Consider the following 26905-nt stretch of genomic DNA (forward strand, 5'->3'; position numbering starts at 1 on the left):
GGGTTAAAAAATTCCACGGAAATTATTTTGTTGAAAAGTCTAATAAAAAAGAACACACTAAGCTCAGTTACTGGCAATTTTTTTACAATGATAAATGGAGTTTACGGTTGGAATATCTAAAGTCTCTCAATACTCCCAAAACGTCTAATCCTGTAAGTATGAATAAAGCAGACACGCCTATAACAATTGGTTATGGGTGTCAGTTGACTATTGCTTCTTCTCAAGCATTAGCGCATCATTCATCACCAGTAGCCTTACCACCTAAGGCTATGGAAGCAATAGAAGCTTCATACCAGTTTTTGAAAGTTCACGTTGATTCGAGAGTTCCTATTTATGGTGTCAATACGAATTTTGGTGATCAGGTGCGTTATATTGATACGACGCTCAAAGATACTGATGTATCAGATTATTATGACTCGATTAATGAACGACAAGAAAACATACTTCGCTCCCTTTCTTGCGGTCTAGGCACAATTGTTCCACCTCATATTGTACGGGTAGCGATGATGCTGCGTGCACATTGTTTGGCTCAAGGATATTCAGGTGTTCATCCTGAATTAATTAATTCACTTTTAGATTTCCTTAATGCAGGTATTACTCCTGTGGTTCGTTGTTATGGTTCTATTGGTGCCAGTGGTGATCTTATTCCTCTTTCCATGATAGCAGCAGCGCTTATTGGAGAACCCGTTGCCGTGACTTATCAAGACCGGGTGATGCTGGCACCAGAAGCGATTCAATTAGCTGGTCTTAAGGCATATAAACCCGTAATGCGTGATGGGCTTGCCTTGATCAATGGCACGTCATTTATGACGGCGATAGCCAGTTTGGCGGTCTATGATTTGCATCATTTATTCAAGCAAATGTTGGCTGCTGTTGCCATGACGTTAGAGTCTTTACTTGTAATCAGTAGTGCTTATCATCCTATGGTACATCAACTGAAAAAACAGAAAGGTGAAATGACAATCAATCAATTTTTTATTGATTTCTGGGAAGGAAGCCAATTATTGATTGATTTAGATGAACTAAGAGCAACAGACTATACCTATAAACCAGTACAAGATTACTATTCCATTCGTTCTGTCCCCCAAGGATTCGGTCCATTCCATGAGAATTTGGAGCGTGCAATCTGTTGGATAGAAAATGAAATGAATTCTGTGAATGATAATCCTGTTATTGATGTCGCTGCGAGTAATATTCATCATAGCGCAAATTTTATGGGTTTTTATATCACCGATGCCTGTGACATCCTGAAAATGGATATTGCCCAAGCTTCAACCTGGATGCATGCATTGCTTGCCAATTTGGTTCATCCCCGTAAGAATCATGATTTACCGGTGAATTTAGTGCCTAATCCAAGTAAACATAATGGTTTTCGATCAATGCAGCTGTTAGCCGCAGCCCTTACAGTGCAAAATCGCAAATTGGCGCAGTCACATCAGGCATTTACCTTACCTACAGAGGGTGATAATCAGGATGTAAATAGTTTAGGAACACATGCTGCTTTTGATTTTCAAGAGTCAGTCGCCAATTTGGAGCGCCTGACAGCTATTTTGTTGCTCGCAGCAACACAAGCACTTGAATTACGTGGTATTGAAAAAGCAAGTAAAAAAGCTCAATCTATTTATCACGCAGTTCGTCAATATTCGCCAAAAATTGAAAATTGTAGACCAATGTCAGAAGAAATTGAGATGGTTATTAATTTATTAAGAAATAATAAAATATAAAAAAAGGTTAGTGCTCAGTTCCCAGGGTGGGCTGAGCTATTACCATGAAGGAGCAAAACGTGCGGCAAGCATCTCATTTATACCTAGCGCTTTTTTCATTCTGCACAGCTTCTCCAGTTTCGGCATCGGATTTTAACCTGCCTTTTGTCAATTCAGCGGGTTTGGGTGTTGCTTATGCTGATTGGGCAGCTGCTGCCAGTGATGCAAGTACGGCTTATACAAATCCCGCAGCTTTGGTGAAGCTGTCTCATCAACAAATAGTGGGTAATGCATTAGGCATCATAGGTACTGCTCGATTCACAGGCTCGGCAGTTACTCCAAACTTTCCCTTTCCGTTTACTGTTGCACAGGCTGGAGAAGCGCATAGCCAAATCAAGGCTTTTTTGCCTTCATTTTATTATTCAGCCCCTCTTACCCAGCGCGTTGCTTTTGGTTTTAATGTGACAACTCCGTTTGGATTAGGCACGAATTATGGTTCCACACGATCATCCATCGCACGTTATGCCTCAACACGTTCGCAAGTTGTCGGCATTGATATAGGTCCAAGTTTGGGTGTGAAAATAACGGACCGTTTTTCTGTGGGGGCGGGCTTTGATGCACTGCATTTGTCATTTACACTGAATAATATGTATGGCCCCCCCGTTTCTTTTCCTTCAGACTCACGACTCGAAAATCGTTTAAGTGGGTGGGGATATGGCGGTCATGGCGGCATTTTATTTGATTTTTCGCCAGAAACACGGATTGGAGTGAGTTATTATTCTAAAATCTCGCTGACGACTAGAGGTCATAGCACCGTACATACACCTGCGATAGGACCCATGGTAACAATTTTTACAACAAATCAACAAGAGACAAAAGCGGCTTTGCCCGCCCGAGCCAATCTCACTTTACAACATGATTTCACCAACCGATGGACAGGAGTTGGCACGGTTTTTTATACCAATTGGAGAACATTTAATCAAATAACGATGGAAAATACGCAAACTCCTACAGGAGAAACGCGTTCAGTAACGATTCCATTTAATTACCGCAATTGTTTTGATTATGCCGTTGGCGCTTCTTTTAAGGCAACTGAAAAAATATTATTCCGTGGTGGCATTCAATTCATGAGTACCCCTTCCAACGATCGTGATCGTGGCATTGCTGATCCTGTAGGGAGTGCGACCATTGTGGCAGTGGGAGCGCATTATCAACAAAATGCAAATTTAAGTTACGATGTGGGAGTTGGCCATTCGTTCTTTAACCCAATGTCAGTGAATCTAATTACCCCTTTGACCTCACTTAAAGGTCATACCAATACACAAACCACAGCGATTGGCGGACAAATTAACTGGAGCTTTGCTTAGTATTAGCATGCAGCAAACTACCCTTTTAGGATGATAAAGGCCCGATAAAGTCTTAATCCTCTGCATACTCTCAGTCTTATTAGGCATATTAACAGGAGCTGTGGGTTCATTGTTGCAGTAGGCACTCCATTGGTTAAATAACGTCTTAATCAGCTGCTTTAAGATAAAGCTCGGCTTTTTGCGGTGGCTGGCATGGGTGCTCTGTTCGCTGCCTCAGTAAGAGCACCGATTACAGCATCGTTCTTGTTGTTGAAATGACAAAAAATTATTTATTGCTCCTATCCTATCTATAGGCAGCGCTTTGTAAAACGTAAAAAAAGCAGCACCTGCATAGTGGTTCTACTACTTGGTTTTTTACTTTCTGAGTATGCAGCATTTTTTTGCTCAACAGAAATTTTATCCCAACTATTTGCGCTAACAAACTCTTCAGACTTATGGGTAATTCTAAATTGGCTACCGTACTGGGTTCAAGCGTCTTTTATACACTTTTTATCATGAATGTCTATGTATCGTTGTTGCTAATCATACAGAATTCACTGTGTCAAATTTTGCATCATTGGCAATAAATTGTTAGCATGTGTATTTTACTTGAAGGAAATATCGACAAATACTCAGCTTATGAAAAATTCAAAACTCAATATTTGTAACGCGACTATTCATCCTGGCGAACAGGTTAATCTGGCTCTACCTTTACCTGATTTCTATTCATGCACTTCATTTTATATGCCTATAAAAGTAATTCATGGCAAAGAATTCGGACCCTGCTTGTTAATTTTTTCGGCCGTTAAAGGAGATGAATTAAATGGACTAGAAATTATAAATCGCTTGCTCGAGTCTGAGCGATTGTCTCGAATGCGAGGTACTCTAATTGCTGTACCTGTTTTAAATATTCTTGGGTTAATCGGCCCATCAAGAGCACATAATGATACAAATCTCGAGCGTTGTTTTCCCGGTGTAGAAAATGGTTCGTATGGTGAACGCATAGCTCACATTTTTACACAAGAGATATTAAGTAAAAGTGATTTTTGTATTGAATTACAAACAGGTTCGATCAACCACGAAATTTTGCCTCAAATTTATTGTGATTTAAATAATGTTGAAAGTAAGTGTTTAGCTCAAAGTTTTAGAGCCCCCGTTATTACCAATGTCAATATGCAAAATAATACATTGAGAAAAACTACGGAACAATTAGGTATTCCCATGCTTGTCTATCAGGCAGGAGAAGCAATGCGATTTGACAAAGGAGCAATTAGTTTAGGGTTATCTGGGATTCATAATATGATGGAGGCTTTGAATATGCTGGATGCGTCTGATCAAAATGATAATAATGTATTCAAGCCCGTTTTTTCTCAAGATCAAGACTGGATTCGTACTCATCGTAGTGGTGTGTTCTTGAGTACCGTAGAGCTTGGACAAAGAATTCAGAAAGGACAGCATATCGGAGTTATTAGTGATCCTTTCAGTGCCGACACGGCTGAAGTTCTAAAGGCAGAGCATGAGGGAATAGTGGTAGGTATAAACCGCCATCCATTGATTTATGAAGGACAAACAATTTTTAAGGTAGCTACTTTTATTGATAATAATCGAGCCGAAATCGCTTTAGAAGCCTGGGGCAAAGAGGCTCAAGAATAAGTATGGAAAATCAACTCAATTTAAAAGGTTTATTAGTCTGGCTTATCTGTGCGCTCTTTTTTATGTATGAATTTTTATTGCGTACAGTTGTGGGTACTTTTCAAGCACAGCTAATGATTGACTTAAACCTAACACCAATGACTTTTTCTTTGTTAAGCACAACAGGATATTTAGTCATCTATGGAGTAATGCAAATTCCTGTTGGAATAATTGCTGCACGCTTTGGATTAAAAACAGCATTATTTATTGCTTTAATTTTTTGTACAGGCTCTACAATGGGTTTTGCTTTTTCCCATCATTTTAGTGTGGCTATGCTGTGCCGCATTTTGATGGGCTTTGGTTCTTCTTTTGGATTTATTTGTTTGTTAATTGCTGTCTATGAATGGATGCCTAGAAAAAATATCGCTTTGTTCATAGGTATTTCTCAATTTATTGGTACTTTAGGCCCAATGCTGGCTGCAGGTCCATTAAACACATTGTCTCAAAACTCTATGTCAGGGTGGCGTGGTATATTTTTCAGTATGGCAATCATCGGTATAATTATTGCTGTATTCACTTTGTTGTTTGTAGAGAACAATCGTAATACTCGAGAAAAATTTATAGTACTTGCCAAGCCTGTTAAAGTATCAAAAAATTTATTGAAAATAATCAGTCAAAAACAGGTCTGGAGCATCGCACTTTTTTCTGGTTGTGTTTACTTTGCTATTGAATATTTTTCAGAAAATATAGGGGTGGAGTTTCTAATAAAAAAAGGATTTTCTCCCCTATTCTCCTCCTACATGATAACTTTGGCATGGCTTGGCTATGCATTGGGTTGCCCTCTTCTTGGTTTTATATCTGATAAATTACAACGCCGCAAACCTCTAATGCTTGCCAGTGCTTTTACTTCTTTAGTATCCCTCTCTGGAATTATATATTTTCCATTTGGAAAAACACTAACAGGGCTTAGTTTTTTAGCTCTTGGTTTAAGTGCCAGTGGGCAAAGCATCGGATTTGCAGCTATTGCAGAGCAGTGTAAAGAAGACTTTCTGGCAATAGGATTAGCTTTTAATAATGCGATGATAGCGATAACTACATCAGTTAGTGCTCCAATAATAGGGGGGATGTTACCTTATCCTGCGCAAATACAAAATTATCAAGAGGTTCTCTTTCTCGTGATAATGTTTTCTATAATTTCTGTTCTTATTTCAGCTTTTGCGATCAAGGAAACGTTTGGAAAGTCAGTGAGAGAAAATACCGTACTCTCTTTAGACTCAACCAAACCCTCCTATCATTTGGGTGTTGTTGAATAACCAAACCAATTATAAAAAGCAACACATTCATAACTATGTGAAGAGTTTGATTCATATTCAGTCTGACAATGCAAAATTAATATCCTATTATTAAATCAAGAAGGGTAAATATTATTCATTACTTGAATTTTGAATGCATATGTTTTTTTGATCAACAATCAAAACAAGGATGAAATATGAAAAAAATACTCTTGGCTGTTTTTGTGACGTTACAAGCATCATGGGCCTATAGTGCGGTTTATTTTGGACCAACTCTCTGTGCTTATCCGCAATACGATTGTTTAAAAATAGTTCGTGGTGATAGTTGGGAAAATCTTTTTCCAGATCCTCAACAACGTGATATAGTCCAGCGGCTGAATCGCAGTTACAATGCTCTTTGGCCCGGCAAAGAAATAGCAGTTCCCGTTAATTTAACCAATTTAAGTCTTTTCGATATTGCTCCATTTTCATCAAGAGTTGATACTGATGGAGAGAAATTAATTGTTGTGGATCAGGATAAGCTGGCATGGGCAGCGTATAGCGACCAGGGACATTTAGTAAAATGGGGACCTATCTCTTCAGGTCGTGATAAATGTGTTGATAGTCCAAAATCATGTAGAACCCTCACTGGAATATTTCGCATCTTCAGTAAAGAAAACGAACAGTGTCAATCCAATACCTACGATAATGCCAGGATGCCTTATTGTATGTATTATCATAAAGGATTTGCTCTTCATGGTTCTAATGACATCCCAGGGTACCGCGCAAGCCATGGTTGTGTGCGTATGTTTACAGAAGATGCCAAATGGCTAAATCAAGAGTTTATTGAGTTATCTAGCGAAAATAATAATTTTCTAGGGACCAAAGTCATAATAAAGCCATTACTCGCTATTAATGAATGAGAAAACATAGGACTCATCAGCTCTATTAGTTAAAACATCTTAAATAGTTGTTTGGCTTACTAATGGAGAAAAATAGTGGCTGGGTGGCCACGATTGTAATTATAAGGCATTTTCCAGAGAGTCTATCCAGGTTTCATAATTTTCAGTACACGAATCTAAACAGATAAATTTTATTTAACCAGTTGAATATTAATAACTTTTTATGAAAATCATTGGACTTGTTCAATAAAGTCATTTTAAGATTATCCTGCATTTTTATTTCCAATTAATTTAAGTCTCAAATTGATTTTACTGTAACAATAAGGCAAAAAAACATGCAAGATAAGTGTGAATTATATGATGAATCACAACAAGATATCCAGGATGTAATAGGGCAACATTCTTCAACCTCAAATTTATTAAATTATGCCAGCACTTCTAAAGGGCATCTAAACTTCTTTAAGCATATGATTGATGTTCGTAAACTGTCGTACCATGAAGTGCGAGGCGAGCATGATCTGGTTCAAGAAATACTAAGGGAAAACATCTACTTAATGGTTCAAAAGGGCACAATAACCGATTGTTCTGGTCGTATCTTTGAGAACACCAGTGCCTTTGAATATGCGCTTTGGGCTTTGGACGAACCTATGTGGGTAATGATGCTTGAGTGCCTCTCTGAAAACGAAGAAAACAAAAAGATATTGGCAATACTTCGCGCTCAATATAATCAAATAAAAGGAAAGGGAGTTACTTACAGTCTTAATGGGGAAACAATGACTGAGAAGCATTTTGATTTTGAGAATACCATCATTAAAGAATTGCAAATCCAAGTTAACTCTAAAAATGCACCTAGTAACTGGACCGCCATTGATAAACAATGGCGAAATGGGGTTGGTGGTGCGCAAAAACTACTCCCTATGCATGTTGTGCATGCATATTGTTCTGAGGATCCTTTTGATTCTGTGTCTCCGTTTACCTCACGGTCAAAACCATCACAGCAATTTTATAATTGGGTAACGCATCAGTATGAAAATTGGTTTACGGTTATTTCTAAATTAGGGAGTCATTTTGCAATATATAAGGTTGGGCGAAAGTGGGCTGTGGGTGACGATTCCGCTGAGGGTCAGGATGTGGCCCATGATTTAAATGCCCTCAAGGCCTTATTTAAAACAAGAACAATGGCATTTTTTAATCTTGAAGCGCGACTTGAAGAATTGATGACCTTAGGGACTGAACCTCAGGTTTTGCAAATATAATGGTTTTGGAACTACTCGAAAGTAATTCTGCCATCTCCGCAGGCGGGGATGCATTTAATATCGGCAATGATGCTTCATCATCGATGGCTACTGCCTGTACAGGATTGACAACAGCTTGACGGCCATGGGCCAGACAGAGATAACAGCGAGTAGCAACTGTCTTGAATTTTATTTCGGTTGCTACTTACCGTGTTCTACCGCATATGGAAAAGTAAGTTAGATCTCCGATTCTGCAGTACTGAAATGCAGAAGTTTCTCGGTAATTTTCTGGATTACTTTTGATCTTATTTCTTTTTCTCTTATAAAAAGATGCCCACTATTAAATTGGTGAAACTCACAATTTCCTAATGAATGAGCGACCCATCCTAAATGATCTTCTGGAGAGACCCACGTATCTTCTTTGCCTAAAAATACGGTAATACTTGATTTTAAGGGCGATTCATCACGATAAGCATAGCTTTTTACAAGGTTCATATCACCGATAAAAATCGGCAATAAGACCTTGATAATGCTTTTGTTCATTCGTTCATCGCTGTAATCGACAACGCCGTTTTCTTTAAAAACTCCGGATAAGGCCGTTAATTGTTCATCGTCTAACTCACTGATTCGTTCGGAGTTTAAATCAAATAAGTTGATATTCATCTGGTGTAGTTTTGCCAGTAGATTATCCAAACTTTTGGAGGGGATGCGCGGGTCAGGATAAGCCGAGGCAAAAAGATGCTCAGGTTGCGTGAAATTATGGCGACGCAAATAGCGACTTAGCTCAAATCCAATTAGTGAACCAAAACTATGGCCAAAAAAAGCAAAAGGTAAGTTGAATTGAGGTTTAAGCTGATTAGCTAAGATTGAAATCAAGGAATTGAGGTCAGTAAGAGGTTGCTCCTCCATTCGGTTTTCCCTGCCAGGAAGCTGTATAGGACACACTTCGATGAAATCAGGAAACTCCTGCTGCCATTCACGATAAATTGAAGCGCCGCCTCCGCCATAAGGAAAACAAAATAAACGGACTTGTGCGTTTTCTTGTATTTTTCGATTGGCAATCCATATGGTAGATTTTTTCGGAAAATCTACTTCAGAGGGAAATTGTTTCGTCGAGACGATGCTCGAATCCTCAGGTACATGTGTATACTCTCCGGTTACGTATCCAGTATCTCTTTGTATTTCTCGCTCCGAAGTGAGTTCCCTAAGAGGATTATTTTCAGAATAAAGTTGTAGTTCAGGAGGTTTCTTTGCGGGCCCTAACCATTGGCTTGCTAATACATACTCTGCAATCTCATTAATGGATGGACCTTGCATTATCAAGGGTAAAGAGTAAGTGATGCCTAAGTTAGTTTCTATGATGCGGATCACTGCCAGGGCCATGAGTGAGTCCATTCCTAGTTCATGTAAAGATTGGTAAGGTTTAATGTCGTCTTGTGGCATTGAAAAAATCATCGCAAATTGCTCCCTTAAGTACTGGGTCAATTTGGTTTGACACACTTCATAAGGTAATGAGAAATCGAGTTGGAACTGAGTTTGAATCTCCATAATTTGGTTAATTTGCAGCGTATCATTAAGCACAGTCATACGTAGATCATGGCATGTAGCGATCAATGCGTAGTTATTATCAAGCAAGTACCAGTCAGCAAGTATGTATTTCCCTTCTGGATGCAGTTCTTTTAATATCGTGTATACATATTTCTGATCTTCTAATGAACCATAAAACTTAAGGGTTCCCATATGTGCTGCAATATAGGGTTTGTTGAATCGCTTAGGTAATAATAAAAAGAGTGTTTGAATACAGGCATCAATAATACCGGGATGCATCTGGGTTATAAACTGTTTCCCTCGCTCTGAGGATTTGGGTTCGCGTAACTCACAAAACAGTTCATCTTTATTTGCCCAATATTGATGTGCCCAACGAATCGTATCACCGGCGGGCATACCCATCTCTGTTATTCGGTTATAAAACGTTTCTGTAGTTCCTGAGATGGAGAGTCGTTGCAGGAGTTCGTCTTTGGGTTCAAGTTGGTTGAAAGAGGGCGAACTATTCGGGATTAAAGTACCGCTGGCATGCTCTATCCAAGATTCTTGGCCATCATTACTATAAAAGCGACATGATAATATGCCTTCTGCATCTGTTTGGATGATAAGTTGTACGGAAATCGTTTTCCCATCTAGAACTAATATGGGCGATAAATAATTGAGGTTTTGCACTATAAAAGAAGTTTTTTGTGATAATTGCTTGGTTGCATACGCTAACATTTCCAGATAATAACCTGCGTGTAGCACATAAAAGGTATCCTGAACCTCAGGCATTATTTTGGTGTCAAAGACGAATTCAAACTGTCGGGCGGGTAAAGGCGAAACAAGAACTTTGCCACGCATCGGATAGATTGTGTTGGTGTTTTCATTAAGCCCTTGCTCTAAGGTTGGCCAATATGTTTTGTGTTGCCATGGATAAAATGGCATATCGAGAGGTGCATAAGAACGTTTTTCTTCATATTTTTTCCAATCAATCTGCGCATGTGCCACATAGTTTTTTGCTAAAGCCGGTAAATCCAACGTAGAAAACTCAGATATCGGGATTGGCGGAAGCGATTTTTTTTGCTCGTGACTGATAAATATAAACTCCATTTGGGCATCTGGATTGATTTGTAACGCAACCAGTTTTTGGTAAAGATCAGTAACTGAATCTGTAATGATCGCCAAGCGTTGTGCAAAATGAGAGCGTCTGATATGGAGGTTATAGCAAATCTGAGCCAAATTAGTTTGCGAGTTGTTCTTTAAATAATTACACCAGCGACCAATTAAAGCAAATAATGCAGATTTTTCCTTTGCAGAAAGAGTAAATAGTTCTTCATTCCTGCGGATTTCATCGGTAAAAATAGGCTGTTCATTTGAAGATAGCTCGCGTAATACAAGATGTGCATTCGCACCACCAAAACCAAAACCACTTACCCCAGCAATACCGACATCGCTGTATCTGGGTAATTGTTCTGGTTGGTTGGGAATCTGCAAGGAGTAGCGTTCAAACGGAATATGGGGATTGGCCTGGTTAAAGTTAAGATGAGGAGGAATCAGACCATTTTTTAAGGCTAAAGCCGTTTTAATCACACTGATAATGCCTGCAGCAGGCTCCAAATGGCCTAAGTTAGTTTTGACTGAGCTGATCCAACATGGGCTATCAGAATTGCGATTTTTGCCAATCACTTCTCCTAAAGCTTGAATTTCAATTGGGTCGCCAAGGAACGTGCCTGTTCCATGGCATTCGATATAGGAAACATGGGCAGGATCTGTTTTGGCCGTTCGATAAGCTGCTCTCAATAATTGTTCTTGCTGCAAACCATTAGGTGCCGTTAAGCCGTTTGTTTTACCATCTTGATTCACTGCACCGCCAGTGAGTACCGCATAGACTTTATTTTTATCCTTTAATGCTTGGGCAAGTGGTTTTAAAATAATGGCGCCTGCTCCTTCGCCTTGCACGTAACCGTCTGCTTTGGCATCAAAAGTATGACATTGTCCAGTAGGAGAAAGCATGGTTGCTTTGGCTAAAACTGAATGAATGGAAGGCAATAGGTTAATATTTACTGCACTCACTAAGGCGGTATCACATAAATTTGCTTGCAGGTTTAAACAAGCTAATTGAATGGCGATAAGTGAAGAGGAACATGCGGTATCTAATACCAGGCTTGGGCCGCGCAAATCGAATAAATACGATAAGCGGTTTGCTGCCATGCTGATGGCACTCCCTGTAGGAATAAACAAGGCATCCATATCTGAATCCAGTTTTTGCAGGTGGCTGAACTGGCTGGCGTACAAACTGGAAAAAACACCCATATTAGAGCCAGCTAAGGTATCAACAGTCAAACCCGCATCTTCAAACGATTCATAGGATACCTCCAATAATATGCGTTGCTGCGGATCCATTCGCATTGCTTCACGTGGACTAATGCCAAAAAAATACGCATCAAACGCGTCAATCTTGGGTAAATAGCCTCCCCAATAAGCCAAATTGTCATCACGTTGAGCCATTTCACGGGTTCCTTTCAACAGCTCCCAGCGGGTTTCAGGAATTGGTGAAATGACATTTTTGCCTTGACATAATAAATCCCAAAATTCTTGTGGATTATCGGCTTCGGGCAAACGGCAACTCACCCCAATAATCGCAATGGGGGCAAATAATTTCTCATTCTGTTCTTGCAAAAGCTTTTTGAGCTTTTGGATCATCAACAATGATTTTTTTAAATTCGTTGTATCATTCATAAGTCAGCTCTAATTCTTTTAATTCCATTTCAAGCAGTTCATTGAGTTGGACATCATTTAACTGATCCAGATCCAGGGTTCTTTCTGTGCTAAAAAGTGGTGCAGGATCCGGTTCGCAGTTGATTTGCACGCGCTGCTCGATGTACTCAGTTAATTGATTTAATGTGGGATAGCGATATAAATCCATCGGTGCGACTACATCAGGGAAATGCTTACCCAGTTGTTCGGTATAATCGATACCCGTAATAGAATCCATACCATACTGTTGGAAGGGTGTTTCTCGGTCAATTTCAGTGACTTCCAATCCTAATACTGAGGCGAAGCAATTAAAGACTAATGCAGCAATTTCCTCCTGATTTAATGAGGAAGCGAATGGTGTTTGGGTGCTTACGGCATACTCGTCAACAAAATGAGTAAAAAAATCAAGTTGCTTGGCTGTGGCATTCACGGATAAAAATTTTTTCCATTGAATGTTACATACTGTGATTTCAGCTGGATTGAGCCGCAGCAGAATATTAAATAAAGCAATTCCTTTTTTAATACTTAGAGAAGCCATCCCTACCGCATCTAAAAATGCATCATGATTATGTCTATGGCTCATTCCTTTTTCTGACCAGGCTACCCAGTTAATACTTGATGCGGGTAATTGCACACTGCGACGATATAAGGAAAGACCGTTCATAAACTCATTCGCCACGGCATAAGCGCTAAGCCCAGCCATACCAAAATGAGGAACTGCGGCGATGGAAGAAAACAGCACGAAAGAAGACAAATGCGCCTGTAAAAAGAGTTCATGCAATACTAATGAACCTTGTATTTTTACGCGCAACACATCACGCCATAATGCTTCACCCATATTCTCAATTGTGACATTATCCGTAGTGATCCCCGCTAAATGAAAAACGCCGTCAATAGGTTGTTGCCAGGCTTTTTCTGCCTTTTTGATGATTTTGCGCATTTGTTCTTTATCAGCAACATCTACTGCAGCGTAGCGAACTTCTACTCCTTTTGCTTCTAGCTGTTTGAGCAAGGTAGCTTTTTCAGGTGTTTCTAGCGTGAGTTCTGTTGTTCCGGTAAGCAAAATAAAGCGGGTCCCTTGAGTTACAATAAATTCCGCGACTTCATAGCCTAAAGCCCCTAAACCACCCGTAATCAATGCAGCAACTGGAGCTTTCCAGGCAGGATGAACATTATCGTTTTGCGATATTTCATGAGGAAGGAAGCGAATGGTATACCTTTCGGAAGCACGGTAGGCAATATGATTTTGTGTGCTTTGGTATTGCCCTAACTCTTTAATCAGGATTCTGGCATTTTGTTCTATGTTTTCATTCGCATCCAAATCAAGCAATAAAGCTTGGTATTTTGCTTGTTCGGCGGCAAAAATACGGGTCATGGACCAGAGATGATGTTGCCAGATATTAAGGGTATCTGTAGGGGTAACCTGCTGCGCTGATTGCGATGCAAGACAAAAGGTTAATTGGTGCGGCCAAGAGTACTGTGCCATTGCTTGCAATAAATAGAGTAATGCCAGGCTTGGATCAGCAGGTTTTTCTTCACTTGCAACAAACGTGGGACATAAATAAATGACCCCTATTAAATTGTCTTTGTGTTGGGCGTGAAGTGTTGCGAAAAGCCGTGCGTAATCTGCTTTTTGTGCGGCATTGATGGTGTATTCATGATTATCAATTGATGCAAATTGATTGTGAGTGAAACAATAAATACCCGCTTGTTCACCAAGCTCCTGCTTTAATACAGGGACGAACTCCGGTTCACAGAATATTAGCCATTTTCCTTTACGACTAACTAATGCAGATGGAGCCGTTTGCGGATTTTTCTGCCATTCAGTAAGGTAGAGCCAATTTTGGATATCGACCAGCTCTGTATTGGTAACAGGAGGTTGAATCGTTGGCTGAGTTATAGGAGGTGTTTCTACCTCTTTTGTAGGTATCCAGCACCGTCGTTTCATAAATGGATAAGTAGGTAAAGAAATAAGATTGGGTAATTGTTTGTATGCTCGTTCCCACTCCACTTTTGCCCCATTAATCCAATGCTGGACTAATTCTTCATAACGCTCATTACTGATTTGTTCCTCCATGTGAGGAGACGCCTGGTGATGACTTTGACTATTATGATTTACCCAGGTATTTAAACCCTTGTTATGCGGATAGTTTGTTAGGGCAGTAAGTAATTCGTCAGTATTGGTTACAATTACCGCAAATCGCGCCGCCATGTGTTCTCGCCCTGTTTGTAAGGTGAAGCATGCATCTCTGAGCCATTCTTTATTTCGTGTATGGTTGTTTTGCTGCACATAACGCTGTATTTGTTGTATTTGTATTGCCAAACGCTCTTCATTTAATGCAGATAATAAGAAAACGTAAGGGCTTTTTATTGTACTTTGGGGTTTTATTGAGGGGACGTATTCTTCGATTATCATATGCACATTGGCGCCGCCTGCACCAAAGGAGCTTATCCCTGCACGACGCGGCAAATTATTCTCGGGTTGCCAATCACTCAGTTCTTGCTGAACATAGAAAGGTGAGTTTTGAAAATCAATAAAAGGGTTTAATTGCGTGCTATGCAATGTGGGCACTAATTTTTGGTGACGCATTTGCAAAAGTACCTTGGCCAATTGCGATATGCCTGCTGCGGATTCCAGGTGTCCAATATTGGATTTGACAGAACCAATCGCACAAAATTGTTTGTCCTCGGTATAGTTTTCAAAAGCATCTTGTAGGCCGCGGATTTCTATGGGATCGCCTAATGCGGTTCCTGTGCCATGCGCTTCGATATAAGATACCGTTCGTGCGTCAATATTGGCATTTTTTAAAGCTTGGAGAATTACAGCTGCCTGGGCATTAGGATTAGGAACAGTATAACCGCTGGTTTTACCTCCATGATTCATACTGCTTCCTTTGATTACCCCATAAATCCTATCATTATCGGCAATTGCATCAGCCAAAGGTTTTAATAATACAGAACCAACTCCTTCTGCCGGCACATAACCTGTACCACCTTCAGCAAAACTCGCACAACGTCCTTGTGCAGACATAAAGTTAAAACTGCCGAGAAAGTGATACTTGCTGGGATGTAATGACAAATTAACGCCACCAGCAATCGCCATCGCACAATCACCACGCAAGAGGCTTTCACATGCTAAATGAATTGCCGCCAAAGAAGAGGAACACGCTGTATCGATAACAAAACTTGGACCATTTATATCAAGGAAATAAGAAATCCGGTTTGCGACTGAAAACGATTGAATATCAAGAGGTACCCGGTTTCCTTTTTGCCATTCTTCGGCGATAAATAATGGGTAAAAATTATAAGTCACCCCAGCAAAGACGCCGACTGAATTTTGGGCTTTACGTTTTAATTTGTCACGGGTATAGCCTGCGTCTTCCAAGGTAGACCATACAGACTGCATGAACAAGCGTTCTTGGGGATCCATAAGTCCTGCATCGCGTGGTGAAATATTAAAAAACATGGGATCAAATTTATCGATATCAGGAATAAACCCTCCATGAGGGAAATAGTGTTCTTTGCCTCCAATCTCTACAGGGTACTCTTTGTAATTCCAGCGATCAGCAGGAATTTCACTGACACAGTTGCGTCCGGAACTTAAGTTTTGCCAAAATTCATCCATGGAGTTGGCCATAGGGAAGGTGCCGCTTAAACCGATAATGGCAATATCACGGGATGAATGACTGATCTTGGGCGTAGGGGTGGGGGGGGTAACCGTTTCTATTTCAAGAGGCGCTGCTAATGGCATGGTCTTACCCGCGAACATCAGTGTGGATAATTTTTCTCTATAATTTTTGAGCAAATAGTTCGCTAAATCATTTAATCGATTACGTTCATAGAGTAATGTTTTCGGTAAGGAGCCAAAATCTTTTTCCAAGCGATTTGTAATTTCCAAGCCAATCAAGGAGTCTACTCCAAAGACCTCATAAGTTTCATCTGCGTGAATGAGTTCGGGAGAGGTATGTAATTGTTCTGCGAATATCTGCTGCAAATACATCAGGGTTTGTTGATAATTTATCGTAGAACCCACGTTGCGCATGGGATCCATGGATGCCGCGGGCAAGTCAGGGTGCGGCGGAATCATACAGGTTTGTGGCGTAGGCATGAAATTGAACTCCAAATCATACCAGTAACGCTGTTTAATAAATGGATAAGCAGGCAAAGACCCCAGCCTTTGTATCTTTTCTCCGAGATAAACCCGTTGCCAGTCAATAACATAATGCTTCGTATATAAATCCGCCAGAATAAATAATTTATGACGATATTGCTCTGAATTTTCTGGCTGAATTAAGGCCATAATTGCTGCTTGATATACTTCATCAAATACTGGTCCCTGAATCGTCCAGGTTTGCCCTTCATTCAGTATGCAATACTCGGGAATTTCATGGTTGACTAATAAGGTCAATGCATTTGCTAACGCATCAAGAGAATCTACCACCAGGGCACAACGGTAAATAAAATGCGCTCGACCCGCATTGAGGGTAAAACTCAGTGCAGGCAAGGAAATGGTTTCCTTATTTTGATTTAGCCATTGCTGCAGTTCCACTATTTTTTGCTGCATGCTGTCCTGTTGTTTGGCAGAAAGCGTGATTAAATAGTAGGGTTTGGCTTGCCGGTTTCCAGCCATTGTCTGATGGGGGCGACCTTCCTCAAGCACAATATGGGCATTGGTTCCACCAAAGCCAAATGAGCTGATTCCTGCACGCAATGGAATATCATCACCAGTCTCATTTTTGATGCGCGGCCAGGTTTGGGTCTCTTTGGCAATATAGAACGGTGTATCGGTTAAATTGATGTAAGGGTTTAATTCATGCAAATGTAAAATACCCGGGAGGGTTTCATGGGTCATGGCCAAAATAAGCTTGATCACCCCTGCAATTCCTGATGCAGGCTCCAAATGACCGATATTCGTTTTTACAGAACCTAAGGCAATCGATTTGTGCTTTGCACCGGATGGAAGTAATGTCGCAAATGCACGTTTTAAACCTTCAATTTCAACAGGGTCACCTAAAGCAGTACCTGTACCGTGAGTTTCAATGTAAGTTACCGTATCAGGGTCGAAATGGGCTTGGTTATAGGCACGAATCAATAGCTCGCTTTGTGCCGCTGCATTAGGTGCAGTCAAAGATTGAGCCTTGCCGCCATGATTTACTGCAGATGCTTTAATGACTCCATAGATATGATCACCGTCTTCTTGTGCTTGCTTTAATGGTTTCAGTAAAAGAGCGGCTACCCCTTCTCCTTTAACATAGCCGTCGGCAGTTTTAGCAAAAGTTTTGCAACGACCATCTGCGGATAAGGCCCCCAGTTGGCTTGTGACAACTAAAGTATCGGGACTTAAGATGAGGCTTACACCGCCTGCAACAGCTAAATCGCATTCGCCATGACGAATTGCTTGTACTGCACGGTGAATTGCGACCAATGAGCTTGAGCATGCGGTATCAATCGCTTCACTTGGGCCTTGAAAATTGAAAAAGTAGGAAACACGATTGGCTATCATGCTATGCGAATTACCCGTAGCGATAAATCCATGGTGTTCTTTTTGTTGTTTGGCAATTAAGGTCTGATATTCGCTAAATTCAACGCCGGCAAAAACGCCAATGTTTTGTGAGGATAATGTAAAAGGATCATAGCCTGCATCTTCAATGGTTTTCCATACAATTTCCAAAAAGAGTCGTTGTTGCGGATCCATGAGATTTGCCTCTCGGGCGGAAATATTAAAAAATCCTGCATCAAATTGATCGAAATTGGTAATAAACGCGCCCCATTTAGAATTACTTTGATGCGCTTGATTCCCATAATAATCACGCCAGTCCCAGCGTTCTATAGGGATCTCGGTAACTAAATCATCCCCCCTCAGCAAATGTTGCCAAAATGTTGTAAGATCATCGGATTGTGGGAAAATTCCTTGCATACCAATAATGGCAATTGCTTCAGATCCATCAGTTGCTATGCGTCTGGATTTGACTGCAGGAGCATGAATTGGCAGTTGTATTGCTTCATGATGTGTTTTGGCTACAGTTTCTGGAAATTGGTTCATTAGGTATTGACTAATCGTGCTTACACTACTATGTGTAAAGAATACGGCAGGGGTAAACTCGATCTGGTAGTGTTCGCTGATTTTTTTAGCCAGTTCAATAAAATGTACCGAATCCATCCCGTACTCACCAAGATTTTTTTCTAGTGCAATTCGGTGTTGGTTCATTTTCAGTATTTGGACCACTTGCCGAGTAAGAAATGAACTGACCTTGTCGATGAGTGCATTGTGCATTAATGGCAAATGGGTTTGTCTTTCCAGAGTTGAACTGCATTGGTCCCCATCAGAGTACCAGTAACGTTCTTTGGCAAAAGGATAAGTAGGCAAAGATATTTTTTTCTTGGATTCACCTGCATGGATTTGCCTCCAATCCAGATCTTGTCCTTCCACATAGAGTTTTGCCAGCGCCAGTAGGGTTTCTTTATATTGAGAAGGCTGAGACAACTGGTGGGTCAAAATCGGTAATAGAGTGGCACCAAACAGTCTGGTTTCCGGCGTGTTTGCTCCATTTATTCGGAGCAATAACTGAGCGGGCTGTTGTTGTGCTTTAAATTGTTGGACAAAACGGACTACCTCTTCCAGCGAACTGACCACCATAGCGCAACGACAATCAAAATGTGTTCTGCCTGCGTTTAATGTGTAACTGACTTGCTCCAGTTCTGCGAATGGATTGTTTTCCAACCAACGCAATAAATCATCCAGACGTTGATTTAATGCAAGTTCAGTCTTGGCAGAAACTGTGAGCAAATAATGTGATTTTTTCCTTGTCGGTACAGACAAAGTTTCTGGGGCTTCAGATAAAATCATATGGGCATTAGCACCTCCTGCACCAAAAGAACTGATTCCGGCAATGCGTGGTGTGTTGGGTAATGGTTGTTGCCATTCGCTTACGGTATGTTGCACACGAAATGGTGTTGTGGACCAATTAATGTTGCTATTTAATGGTGCAGAAAAAAGAGAGGGAACCAATGTATGGTGTTGTAATTGCAAGACCACTTTGGTGACTGCAGCAATTCCTGCAGCAGACTCACAATGACCAATATTGGATTTTACTGAACCAATAGCACAGCATTGCTGCATTTTCCCTTGACCAAATACCTTGTTTAACCCGGCAATTTCAATGGGGTCGCCCAGTGACGTTCCCGTGCCGTGTGCTTCTATATAGCTTACTTGTGTTGGGTCAATATTTGCTTTTTGGTAGGTTTCAGCAAGCAAGTCTGCTTGTGCATTTGGATTAGGTACGGTGTAACCGTTTGTTTTTCCACCATGATTGAGGTGGCTGCCTTTAATCACTGCATAAATCAGATCGCCATCTGCAAGCGCTTTATCTAAGGGTTTGAGCAGTATTGCGCCAACGGCCTCACCCGGTACATAGCCATTGCCGCCCTCACCAAAACTACGGCAATGTCCATCACTCGCCAAAAATTTTCCGTGGCTCAACAAGAGATACTTATTGGGGTGCAGGGAAAGATTTACTCCGCCAGCAAGGGCCATGTCACATTCGCCTTGATGTATGCTTTGGCATGCTAAATGGATTGCAGTAAGCGAAGAAGAACACATTGTATCCAGTGCGATACTCGGACCATGAAAATCAAAAAAATAAGAAACTCGGTTGGCAATTGAAGCAAATATGGAGTTTGTTGGAACAAATTGATTGGTCTGTGTAGGTTCGTTACCAAATAATTGATATTGTCCGTACATTACTCCCACATAGACGCCGACTTTTTGCCCCGCTAATGCATCACGTGCATATCCGGCATCTTCTACGGTTTTCCATGCGGTTTCTAAAAATAATCGCTCTTGAGGATCCATCAACGCGGCTTCGCGTGGCGATATATTAAAAAACAAGGGATCAAATTGATCCACATCTGTTAAAAAACCACCCCATTTACTGTACGTTTTACCAGGATGATTTTGATTCACATCAAAATAGTCCGCCAACACCCATCGCTCTTTGGGAATTTCGCGAATACAGTCTTTCCCTACATACAGATTGTGCCAAAATTCGGTTAAATCTTTAGCTTCAGGATAACGTCCGCTAATCCCAATAATGGCGATAGACTTTTCCGGAAACGTCGATACGGTACTCGAATCCTCATGTGACTGGCAGACTCCGGTTCTGCGCTCCGTTTCTCCTCGCTCTTCGCTCTCTGTGGCGAGTTCCTGAAAACGTCTAATATCCGGTGATTTAGTCGTATTTTTTGTAAAACCAAAACGTCTGGGTGCTGTCATTGCGTTAAGAAATTGGGTCATTCCCGCATTAGGTAAACGCTGAATTAATTCATCAGCCTCCTGTGTGATGAAGTATTCCGCTAATTCAACCAGGTTTTGATATTCAAAAAATAATGTTTTGGGTAATGCGCTAAATTCATTGGCCAAACGCTGATTGAGTTGGATAATCATCAAGGAGTCAATGCCATAATTTTCGAAGGGTAAATTTCGATCAATCTGCTCTGGCGAACATTTCAAGGTATCTGCCAGTATTGTTCTTAAAAAATTCTCGGTTTGTTCCTGTAAGTTGGAGTTGATCATTTGGCTCTGAGTTGCTAGTGCTTGTTTCAGCACAGAGTTATTTTGTAATGCGGCTGTGAGTTTTTGTTGATAGCCTGGAAGAACAATACAATTTGGGTGATGGTTCTGTAATGCCCGCAAGAATGCGGTGAATCCCTGTGGTGTGGATAAGCTTATAATGCCTAAGGTTTTTTCAAGTTCTTTTTGGTATTCAGGAGCAATCTGTAATCCCCCTTCTTCCCACAGTGGCCAGTTAATCGAAACTGTATATCCAGAACAATGGCCAAGTCTTCTTTGCTGTTCCCGTTCGTATGCAAATTCATCTAGAAAACAATTGGCATAAGCATAATCACTTTGTCCAGCATTGCCAAACACGGCTGCTACAGATGAAAACAGCACAAAGAAATCTAACGGCTCTTTAAGTGTTGTGGTATGCAGATTGCTGGCGCCATAAATTTTAGGCTCTAAAACTTTTACTATTTCCGGGATTTTTTTATCTACAATAAACCCATCATGAGTAAGGCCTGCTGCATGAATAATGCCGTTAATTGTGCCGAAGTGCTCTTTAGTATTTTGGATAAGAGCATGGACTTCCTCGTAGGATGATACATCAGCGGTTAAATACACTACCGAGGCATTTTTCTTTTCCAGTTCTTCAATGCGTTTTTGATAGTGCTCAGATAGAGGGGAGCGACCAGTTAATACGATTTTGGCCTGATAATGTTCTGCTAAATACCGTGCGAACAAATAACCTAGTCCTCCCATTCCGCCAGTAATTAAATAAACCCCTGACTTTTTGAGAGTTGGTGCAGTTGTTAGAGCGGGAGGTAAGACTTCGTAACGTCGGATATAACGATGGTTCTGTTTATCGTATCGAACTTCAATTTCATTTTGGGTGAGCTCCTCGGCCAGCAGGCTAAGATCATGTAATTCAATAAAACGACATAAAATGTTGGATTTTTCTTGATGCAGGCTTTTTGCAAATCCAACTAAAGCACGTGAAAAAAGAGAGAGTTTTTTGCCGATACAAATTAATCGGACTGCTTTTTTTGGTTTTAATTTACTGATCTGAGTTACCAATGTATGAACTAGATAATAGGTTTTCTCCAAGTTTTTTTTGATCTCTTCAAGCGAAAACAGGGGTTCATTGAATTCTTCCAGAGCAATAATAAGGTAATCGCTCAGTGCGTCGAGCTGTGCAAAATGGGATTCCTGTATTCGTTGACACGATGTAGCGTGCTCAGCAAATTGTTCTTTTATCAATTGTATTGACTGCTCATTACTTCCTAGAATCATTATGGAGTTTGGATGTTTTCTCGTTGCCGAATACAAAGGTTGAGCAACCCATACAGGGGAATAGTGAGCAACAGTTGCCTCCAGTTTGATGGAGTCATTTACTGCACCCAAGGTAAATCCTGTAATAACCAACAAGAGCGCACCTTCTGCATCGGTGACCTGAATATTAAAAACGGGTAAATGTTGATTATCTATAGAAGAAATCAGTTGGGCATATACATAACAGGTATTTGTTAAAGGCTTATAAATATCCACCTGGGTAATAGAAAAAGGCAGATAAAGCACGTCACGATTTTTCAGTAAAGCCTGCGTTGTTTGTAACATTCCATCGAACAAACAAGGATGTATTATAAATTCATTGCTCCTGGTGGACAAAGAGGAGGGTAGAGTCAGTTCCGCCAAGAGATTCGTCTCATTAAAATAGAGGGTCTTAATGACGCGAAAACTCGGACCATAGCTTATGCCTGCATTTTCAAAATAAGAATAAATGGTATTGGGGTCTTGAGTATGAGGTAATGCTAATTTTAATTCCTCAATGTTCAGCCTGTTATGGGGGATACCGAGGGAGTTATCCCGATAATGAATAGCACCGCTGATATAAGAAACCATTTCCTTTTCATCAGTGATTGCAAAAGAGACTCCATCCCTTTCAGGAAATAAGCAGACATGCAGTAGTTTGGACCAGTCCGAAGCTTTTATTGGTTTTTTCCAGGTGATTTTGCTTAGGGAGCTTATTGGTTGATTACCTGAGGCCAGACTGGCGGCAACCTGCGCCATTTCCAAACATACGGCACCAGGTAATACGGGCTCATCATGTATTCGATGTTCACACAAATAAAATTCATTCCCGGAAAATTGCTTACTAAAAGTAGAAGAGGGAAACGTAGAGATCTGTTCATCAATGAGTTTGCAAAGGAATCTATCTTTGCTCGCTACCCAATGAGATTCTTTAGCAAAGGGATAAGTAGGGAGTGCGATTTTCTGTTGATAATCCCCATAGATTGTATGCCAATCAATCGATTTACCCTTTAGGTACTTTCTGCGTACGTGATACAAATCAACGGCATTACTATGATTTGTATTGGATGACTCATCTATAAGCATGTGACGCTCTAGATCCTCGGCGGATAAACTGAATCGCAATTGTTCCTTTAATTCGGCGACTGTCTTCACGATGACACAAAAGCGTTTGGCAAAATGTTGTCTGCCTGCGTTTAAGGTATAGCTGAGCGAAGCCAGGCTTGCTAAATCCTGTTGCCGATCCAGCCAGCTGAGCAGATCAGCAATTCGTTGCTGCAAAGCAGTCATTGTCATCGCCGATAAGCAAATTAGATAAGCATCATGGTTAGGGAATGGAGTGTTTGTGTGTTCTGGGCTTTCTTCGAGGATAATGTGAGCGTTTGCGCCACCAAAACCGAATGAACTGACTCCCGCTCTTCTGGGAGTGCCTGCTGTTTTTAGCCATTTAGTCGTTTTATCAAGGAGATAAAATGGACTGTCCTCGATTTCAATATAAGGATTTAATTCATTGAAATGCAAATTTGCGGGTAAAACCTCATGGCGCATCGCGAGTAAGGTTTTAATGATACCTGCAATTCCTGCTGCAGACTCCAAATGGCCAATGTTTGTTTTTACTGCCCCCAATCCACAGTACTGTTTTGGCAAGGTTTTCAGATGCTGTTCTAATGCCAAGTGGTGAAATGCCTTTTTTAAACCATTAATTTCGATGGGATCGCCTAGTGGTGTTCCGGTTCCATGGGTTTCGATGTATTGAATGCTGTCGATGCTTACATGAGCGCGTTGACATGCAGAAATGATCGCTTCTGCTTGAGCATTTGGATTGGGGGCAGTCAGCGTATTAACATGCCCGCCATGATTTACCGCAGTTCCTTTGATTACTCCATAGATGTGATCGCCATCACGCAATGCTTGGGTTAATTTTTTCAATAAAATGGCACCTGCACCTTCACCGCGTACGTAACCATTGGCGTTTTTATCAAAAGTTTTGCAACGTCCATCTTCACTTAACATGCCTGCTTGGTTCGCGGCGATAAAGGACGTGGGGGTAATTAACGTATTTACTCCGCCTGCAAGTGCCAAATCACAGTCACCTTGTAAAATCGCATGGACTGCTTGGTGCACTGCAACCAGAGAGCTGGAGCAGGCCGTATCAATTGTTTCACTCGGTCCACGCAAGTTTAAAACGTAGGAAATACGATTGGCTATCATACTGTTCATCGTGCCCGTAGTAAGATACGGATCCATCACCCCATTTTTTTGCAGTAACTCGGCATAATCATGATTAAATACCCCTACAAACAAGCCTATTTTCAATGCAGCAAGAGTGGAAGGGGCATATCCTGCATCTTCAACTGTTTTCCAAACAGTTTGTAAAAATAATCGTTGTTGTGGATCAATTAATTCTGCTTCACGAGGTGAGATATTAAAGAACGTTGCATCAAATTGATCGATATGATCAATAAAGCCACCCCATCGTACGGTTAAATCTTGCCAATTCCAACGTGATAAAGGTACTTCACTGATGCAATCTTTTTCGTGCAATAAATTATCCCAAAAGGTATCCACATCGGGTGCTTGCGGAAAAACGCCGCTTATTCCAATAATGGCAATGTCGTTTGTTTCTTTAATGGGTTGTTTTGCCTCTTCCGTTACAGGGTTCCTGATTTTTTTATCTAATAAATCCACATAAAACTCTGCTAAGGTCGCATATTCATACAAAGTTGCAGGAGATAAAGCGAGCTGGTAGGTGGCGTTAAGTATGGCTGTGAGCTGAATGATGTTAATTGAGTCAAAGGAGTATCTGCTCAGAGGTGCATCCAGGTCGATTTCTTTTACATCTATTTTCAATACATTGGCTACCAGAGTTGAGAATTGATGCGCCTTGTCACGGTGTGCATTCGGGCTTTCTGGAGACTTTTGGGGTAAATCCTGAGTTAACACGACAAGATTTTGTTCATTGAATAATGATTGTGCTTTTTTTCGTTGCAGTTTGCCGCTACCTGTTTTGGGAATTGCCCCTTTAGGGCTTAAAACGACTGCATGAACGTCCACTCCATGATGTTGGGTGATGGCATGACGAATCATACTCTTAATTTTAGGCCATAGTGAAGCGGGTGTTTCTTCAGACAGCTCCTGCACAATAATAATTTTTTCTTTACCCTCATTTTCTGTAGAAAAAGCAACTTGCGGGAGTAAGATCTGCAATTTGGAAAGAGCGTTGGCTACTGTGGTTTCCAAGTCAAGCGGATAATATTTTTTTCCATAAATAACAATGACTTCTTTTAATCTTCCAGTTAGGAAAATTTCATTATCGAGGATAAATCCAAGATCTCCGGTTTTAAAATAGCGCAGATCGTTGCCAGATACAGTTGCATTGAATACTGTTTGGGTTTCATCGGGACGTCGCCAATAACCAAGGGCCAGTGATTTGCCCGATAACCAAATTTCACCAGTTTCCCCAGCAGCAACTGGCTGTTTTGTTTCTGGATCAACAGCAATTGCTTGCAGCCCTGTTAATAATTTACCACTACTTACTAAGTGTCGTTGCAGGGGATTCGCCTCATCTTCAGGTGATAAGGAACGTGGTTCACACTCAAAAGATGTTACCGCGATTGCGCCGGATAATTCAGACATACCGTATGCTGAACAAAATTGTTTTAATTGAAAGCCACAGGATTGGAATTTGGTAACGAAATTTCTAAGCGTTTGATATTGAACAATATCCCCGCCATTGATTGCTACTTTCCAGTGTTTTAAGTTAAGCCGAGTAAGCTCTGCTTCGTTAATGTCGCGCACACAAATGTCATAACCAAAATTAGGGCAGCCACTGTGTGTTACACGATATGTTGAAATAGCAGATAACCAAGTAATAGGCCTGTTGATGAATGCAGCTGGAGGTACAATAAAAGCGGGTGTTCCATGATAGAGTGGCACCAATATGCCGCATACCAACCCGTATACATGGGTATGGGGTGCCCAGGTCAAGGTGACGCTCTTTTTAGTGTACTGCCAGACTTTAATGGTTTCTTGCAAACTATGCTGCAAGTTTCCATGCGTTATAATTGCTGCTTTGGGCGCGGAAGTTGAACCCGAGGTATATTGCAGGTAGGCTATGGTGTCTTCATTAATAGAAATTGATTGAAAATTTTTAGTCGGCTGAGTCTTCAGCGCATCAGTAACGAGTATGAGTACTTTTCTTTTTAGAGTTGATTCAATATTTGATTGGTATGGAGACAGGCTTAAGACTGCGGCAATGTCGGCATCTTCAGCAATGGCATTCAGGAATGCCTCCTGTTTCGTAAACTCATCCATTTTAGGGCAAGGTATTGGTACGGCGATTACGCCAGCATACCAACAACCCATTAAACTCGTTATAAACTCGACCCCTGTTGGATAAAGAAGGATGACGCGGTTGCCAGTTATTTCATGGGCTTGTAAATGGGCAGCAATAATTTTTGCTTGCTGATCCAATTCGGCTAAAGTAAGTTCTGCGGTTTTGAGTTCACCGTCTTCTAAATAGAAAATGGCTTTTTGATGAGGATGTTTCTGCGCCCTACTTTGTACTACATCAACAATATTCTGCATGAGCAACTTCCGTTTGCTAAGTCAATCACTTAATGTGCATCATGCTACCAATAGTCCCAGATAATGTCATCAGATATCGA

The 26905-nt window shown here is 40.8% G+C and carries 8 protein-coding genes and 1 pseudogene; 7 read left to right on the top strand and 2 right to left on the bottom strand.

What is annotated here, in order from left to right:
• Nucleotides 1–107 precede the first annotated feature (107 nt).
• From Lpar_RS01870 to Lpar_RS01895, 7 genes and pseudogenes are all read left to right on the top strand, one after another.
• A complete protein-coding gene (locus Lpar_RS01870; RefSeq protein WP_058516437.1) occupies nt 108–1724 on the top strand; it encodes an HAL/PAL/TAL family ammonia-lyase in 1617 nt (538 codons plus the stop codon).
• A 59-nt stretch (nt 1725–1783) separates the two neighbouring features.
• Entirely contained in the window at nt 1784–3070 is a 1287-nt protein-coding gene (locus Lpar_RS01875) for an OmpP1/FadL family transporter (RefSeq protein WP_058516303.1), read from the top strand.
• A gap of 174 nt (nt 3071–3244) precedes the next feature.
• Nucleotides 3245–3351, top strand: a pseudogene (locus Lpar_RS19640) (chloride channel protein); the annotation flags it as partial.
• Between the two features lie 337 nt (nt 3352–3688).
• Nucleotides 3689–4702 carry a succinylglutamate desuccinylase/aspartoacylase family protein gene (locus Lpar_RS01880; protein WP_058516304.1) on the top strand — a complete coding sequence of 338 codons (1014 nt, stop codon included), beginning with the start codon at nt 3689–3691 and terminating at the stop codon, nt 4700–4702.
• 2 nt (nt 4703–4704) lie between these two features.
• The gene (locus Lpar_RS01885) at nt 4705–5994 is read left to right on the top strand and encodes an MFS transporter (RefSeq protein WP_065236055.1); all 1290 of its coding nucleotides are present in this window, start codon (nt 4705–4707) and stop codon (nt 5992–5994) included.
• A 176-nt stretch (nt 5995–6170) separates the two neighbouring features.
• The gene (locus Lpar_RS01890; protein WP_058516306.1) at nt 6171–6875 is read left to right on the top strand and encodes a L,D-transpeptidase; all 705 of its coding nucleotides are present in this window, start codon (nt 6171–6173) and stop codon (nt 6873–6875) included.
• Nucleotides 6876–7189: 314 nt separating this feature from the next.
• Nucleotides 7190–8110: a hypothetical protein gene (locus tag Lpar_RS01895; RefSeq protein ID WP_058516307.1), complete on the top strand. Its 921-nt coding sequence runs from the start codon at nt 7190–7192 to the stop codon at nt 8108–8110.
• A gap of 216 nt (nt 8111–8326) precedes the next feature.
• Here Lpar_RS01895 and Lpar_RS01900 read toward each other — a convergent pair whose 3' ends face one another.
• Together Lpar_RS01900 and Lpar_RS01905 are read right to left on the bottom strand one after the other, a co-directional pair.
• Entirely contained in the window at nt 8327–12355 is a 4029-nt protein-coding gene (locus tag Lpar_RS01900; protein ID WP_058516308.1) for a beta-ketoacyl synthase N-terminal-like domain-containing protein, read from the bottom strand.
• Nucleotides 12348–26825 carry an SDR family NAD(P)-dependent oxidoreductase gene (locus Lpar_RS01905; RefSeq protein ID WP_058516309.1) on the bottom strand — a complete coding sequence of 4826 codons (14478 nt, stop codon included), beginning with the start codon at nt 26823–26825 and terminating at the stop codon, nt 12348–12350. Before Lpar_RS01905 ends, Lpar_RS01900 begins: the two co-directional genes overlap by 8 nt.
• Nucleotides 26826–26905 lie beyond the last annotated feature (80 nt).

Source organism: Legionella parisiensis (assembly GCF_001467945.1).
Classification (GTDB): Bacteria; Pseudomonadota; Gammaproteobacteria; order Legionellales; family Legionellaceae; genus Legionella; species Legionella parisiensis.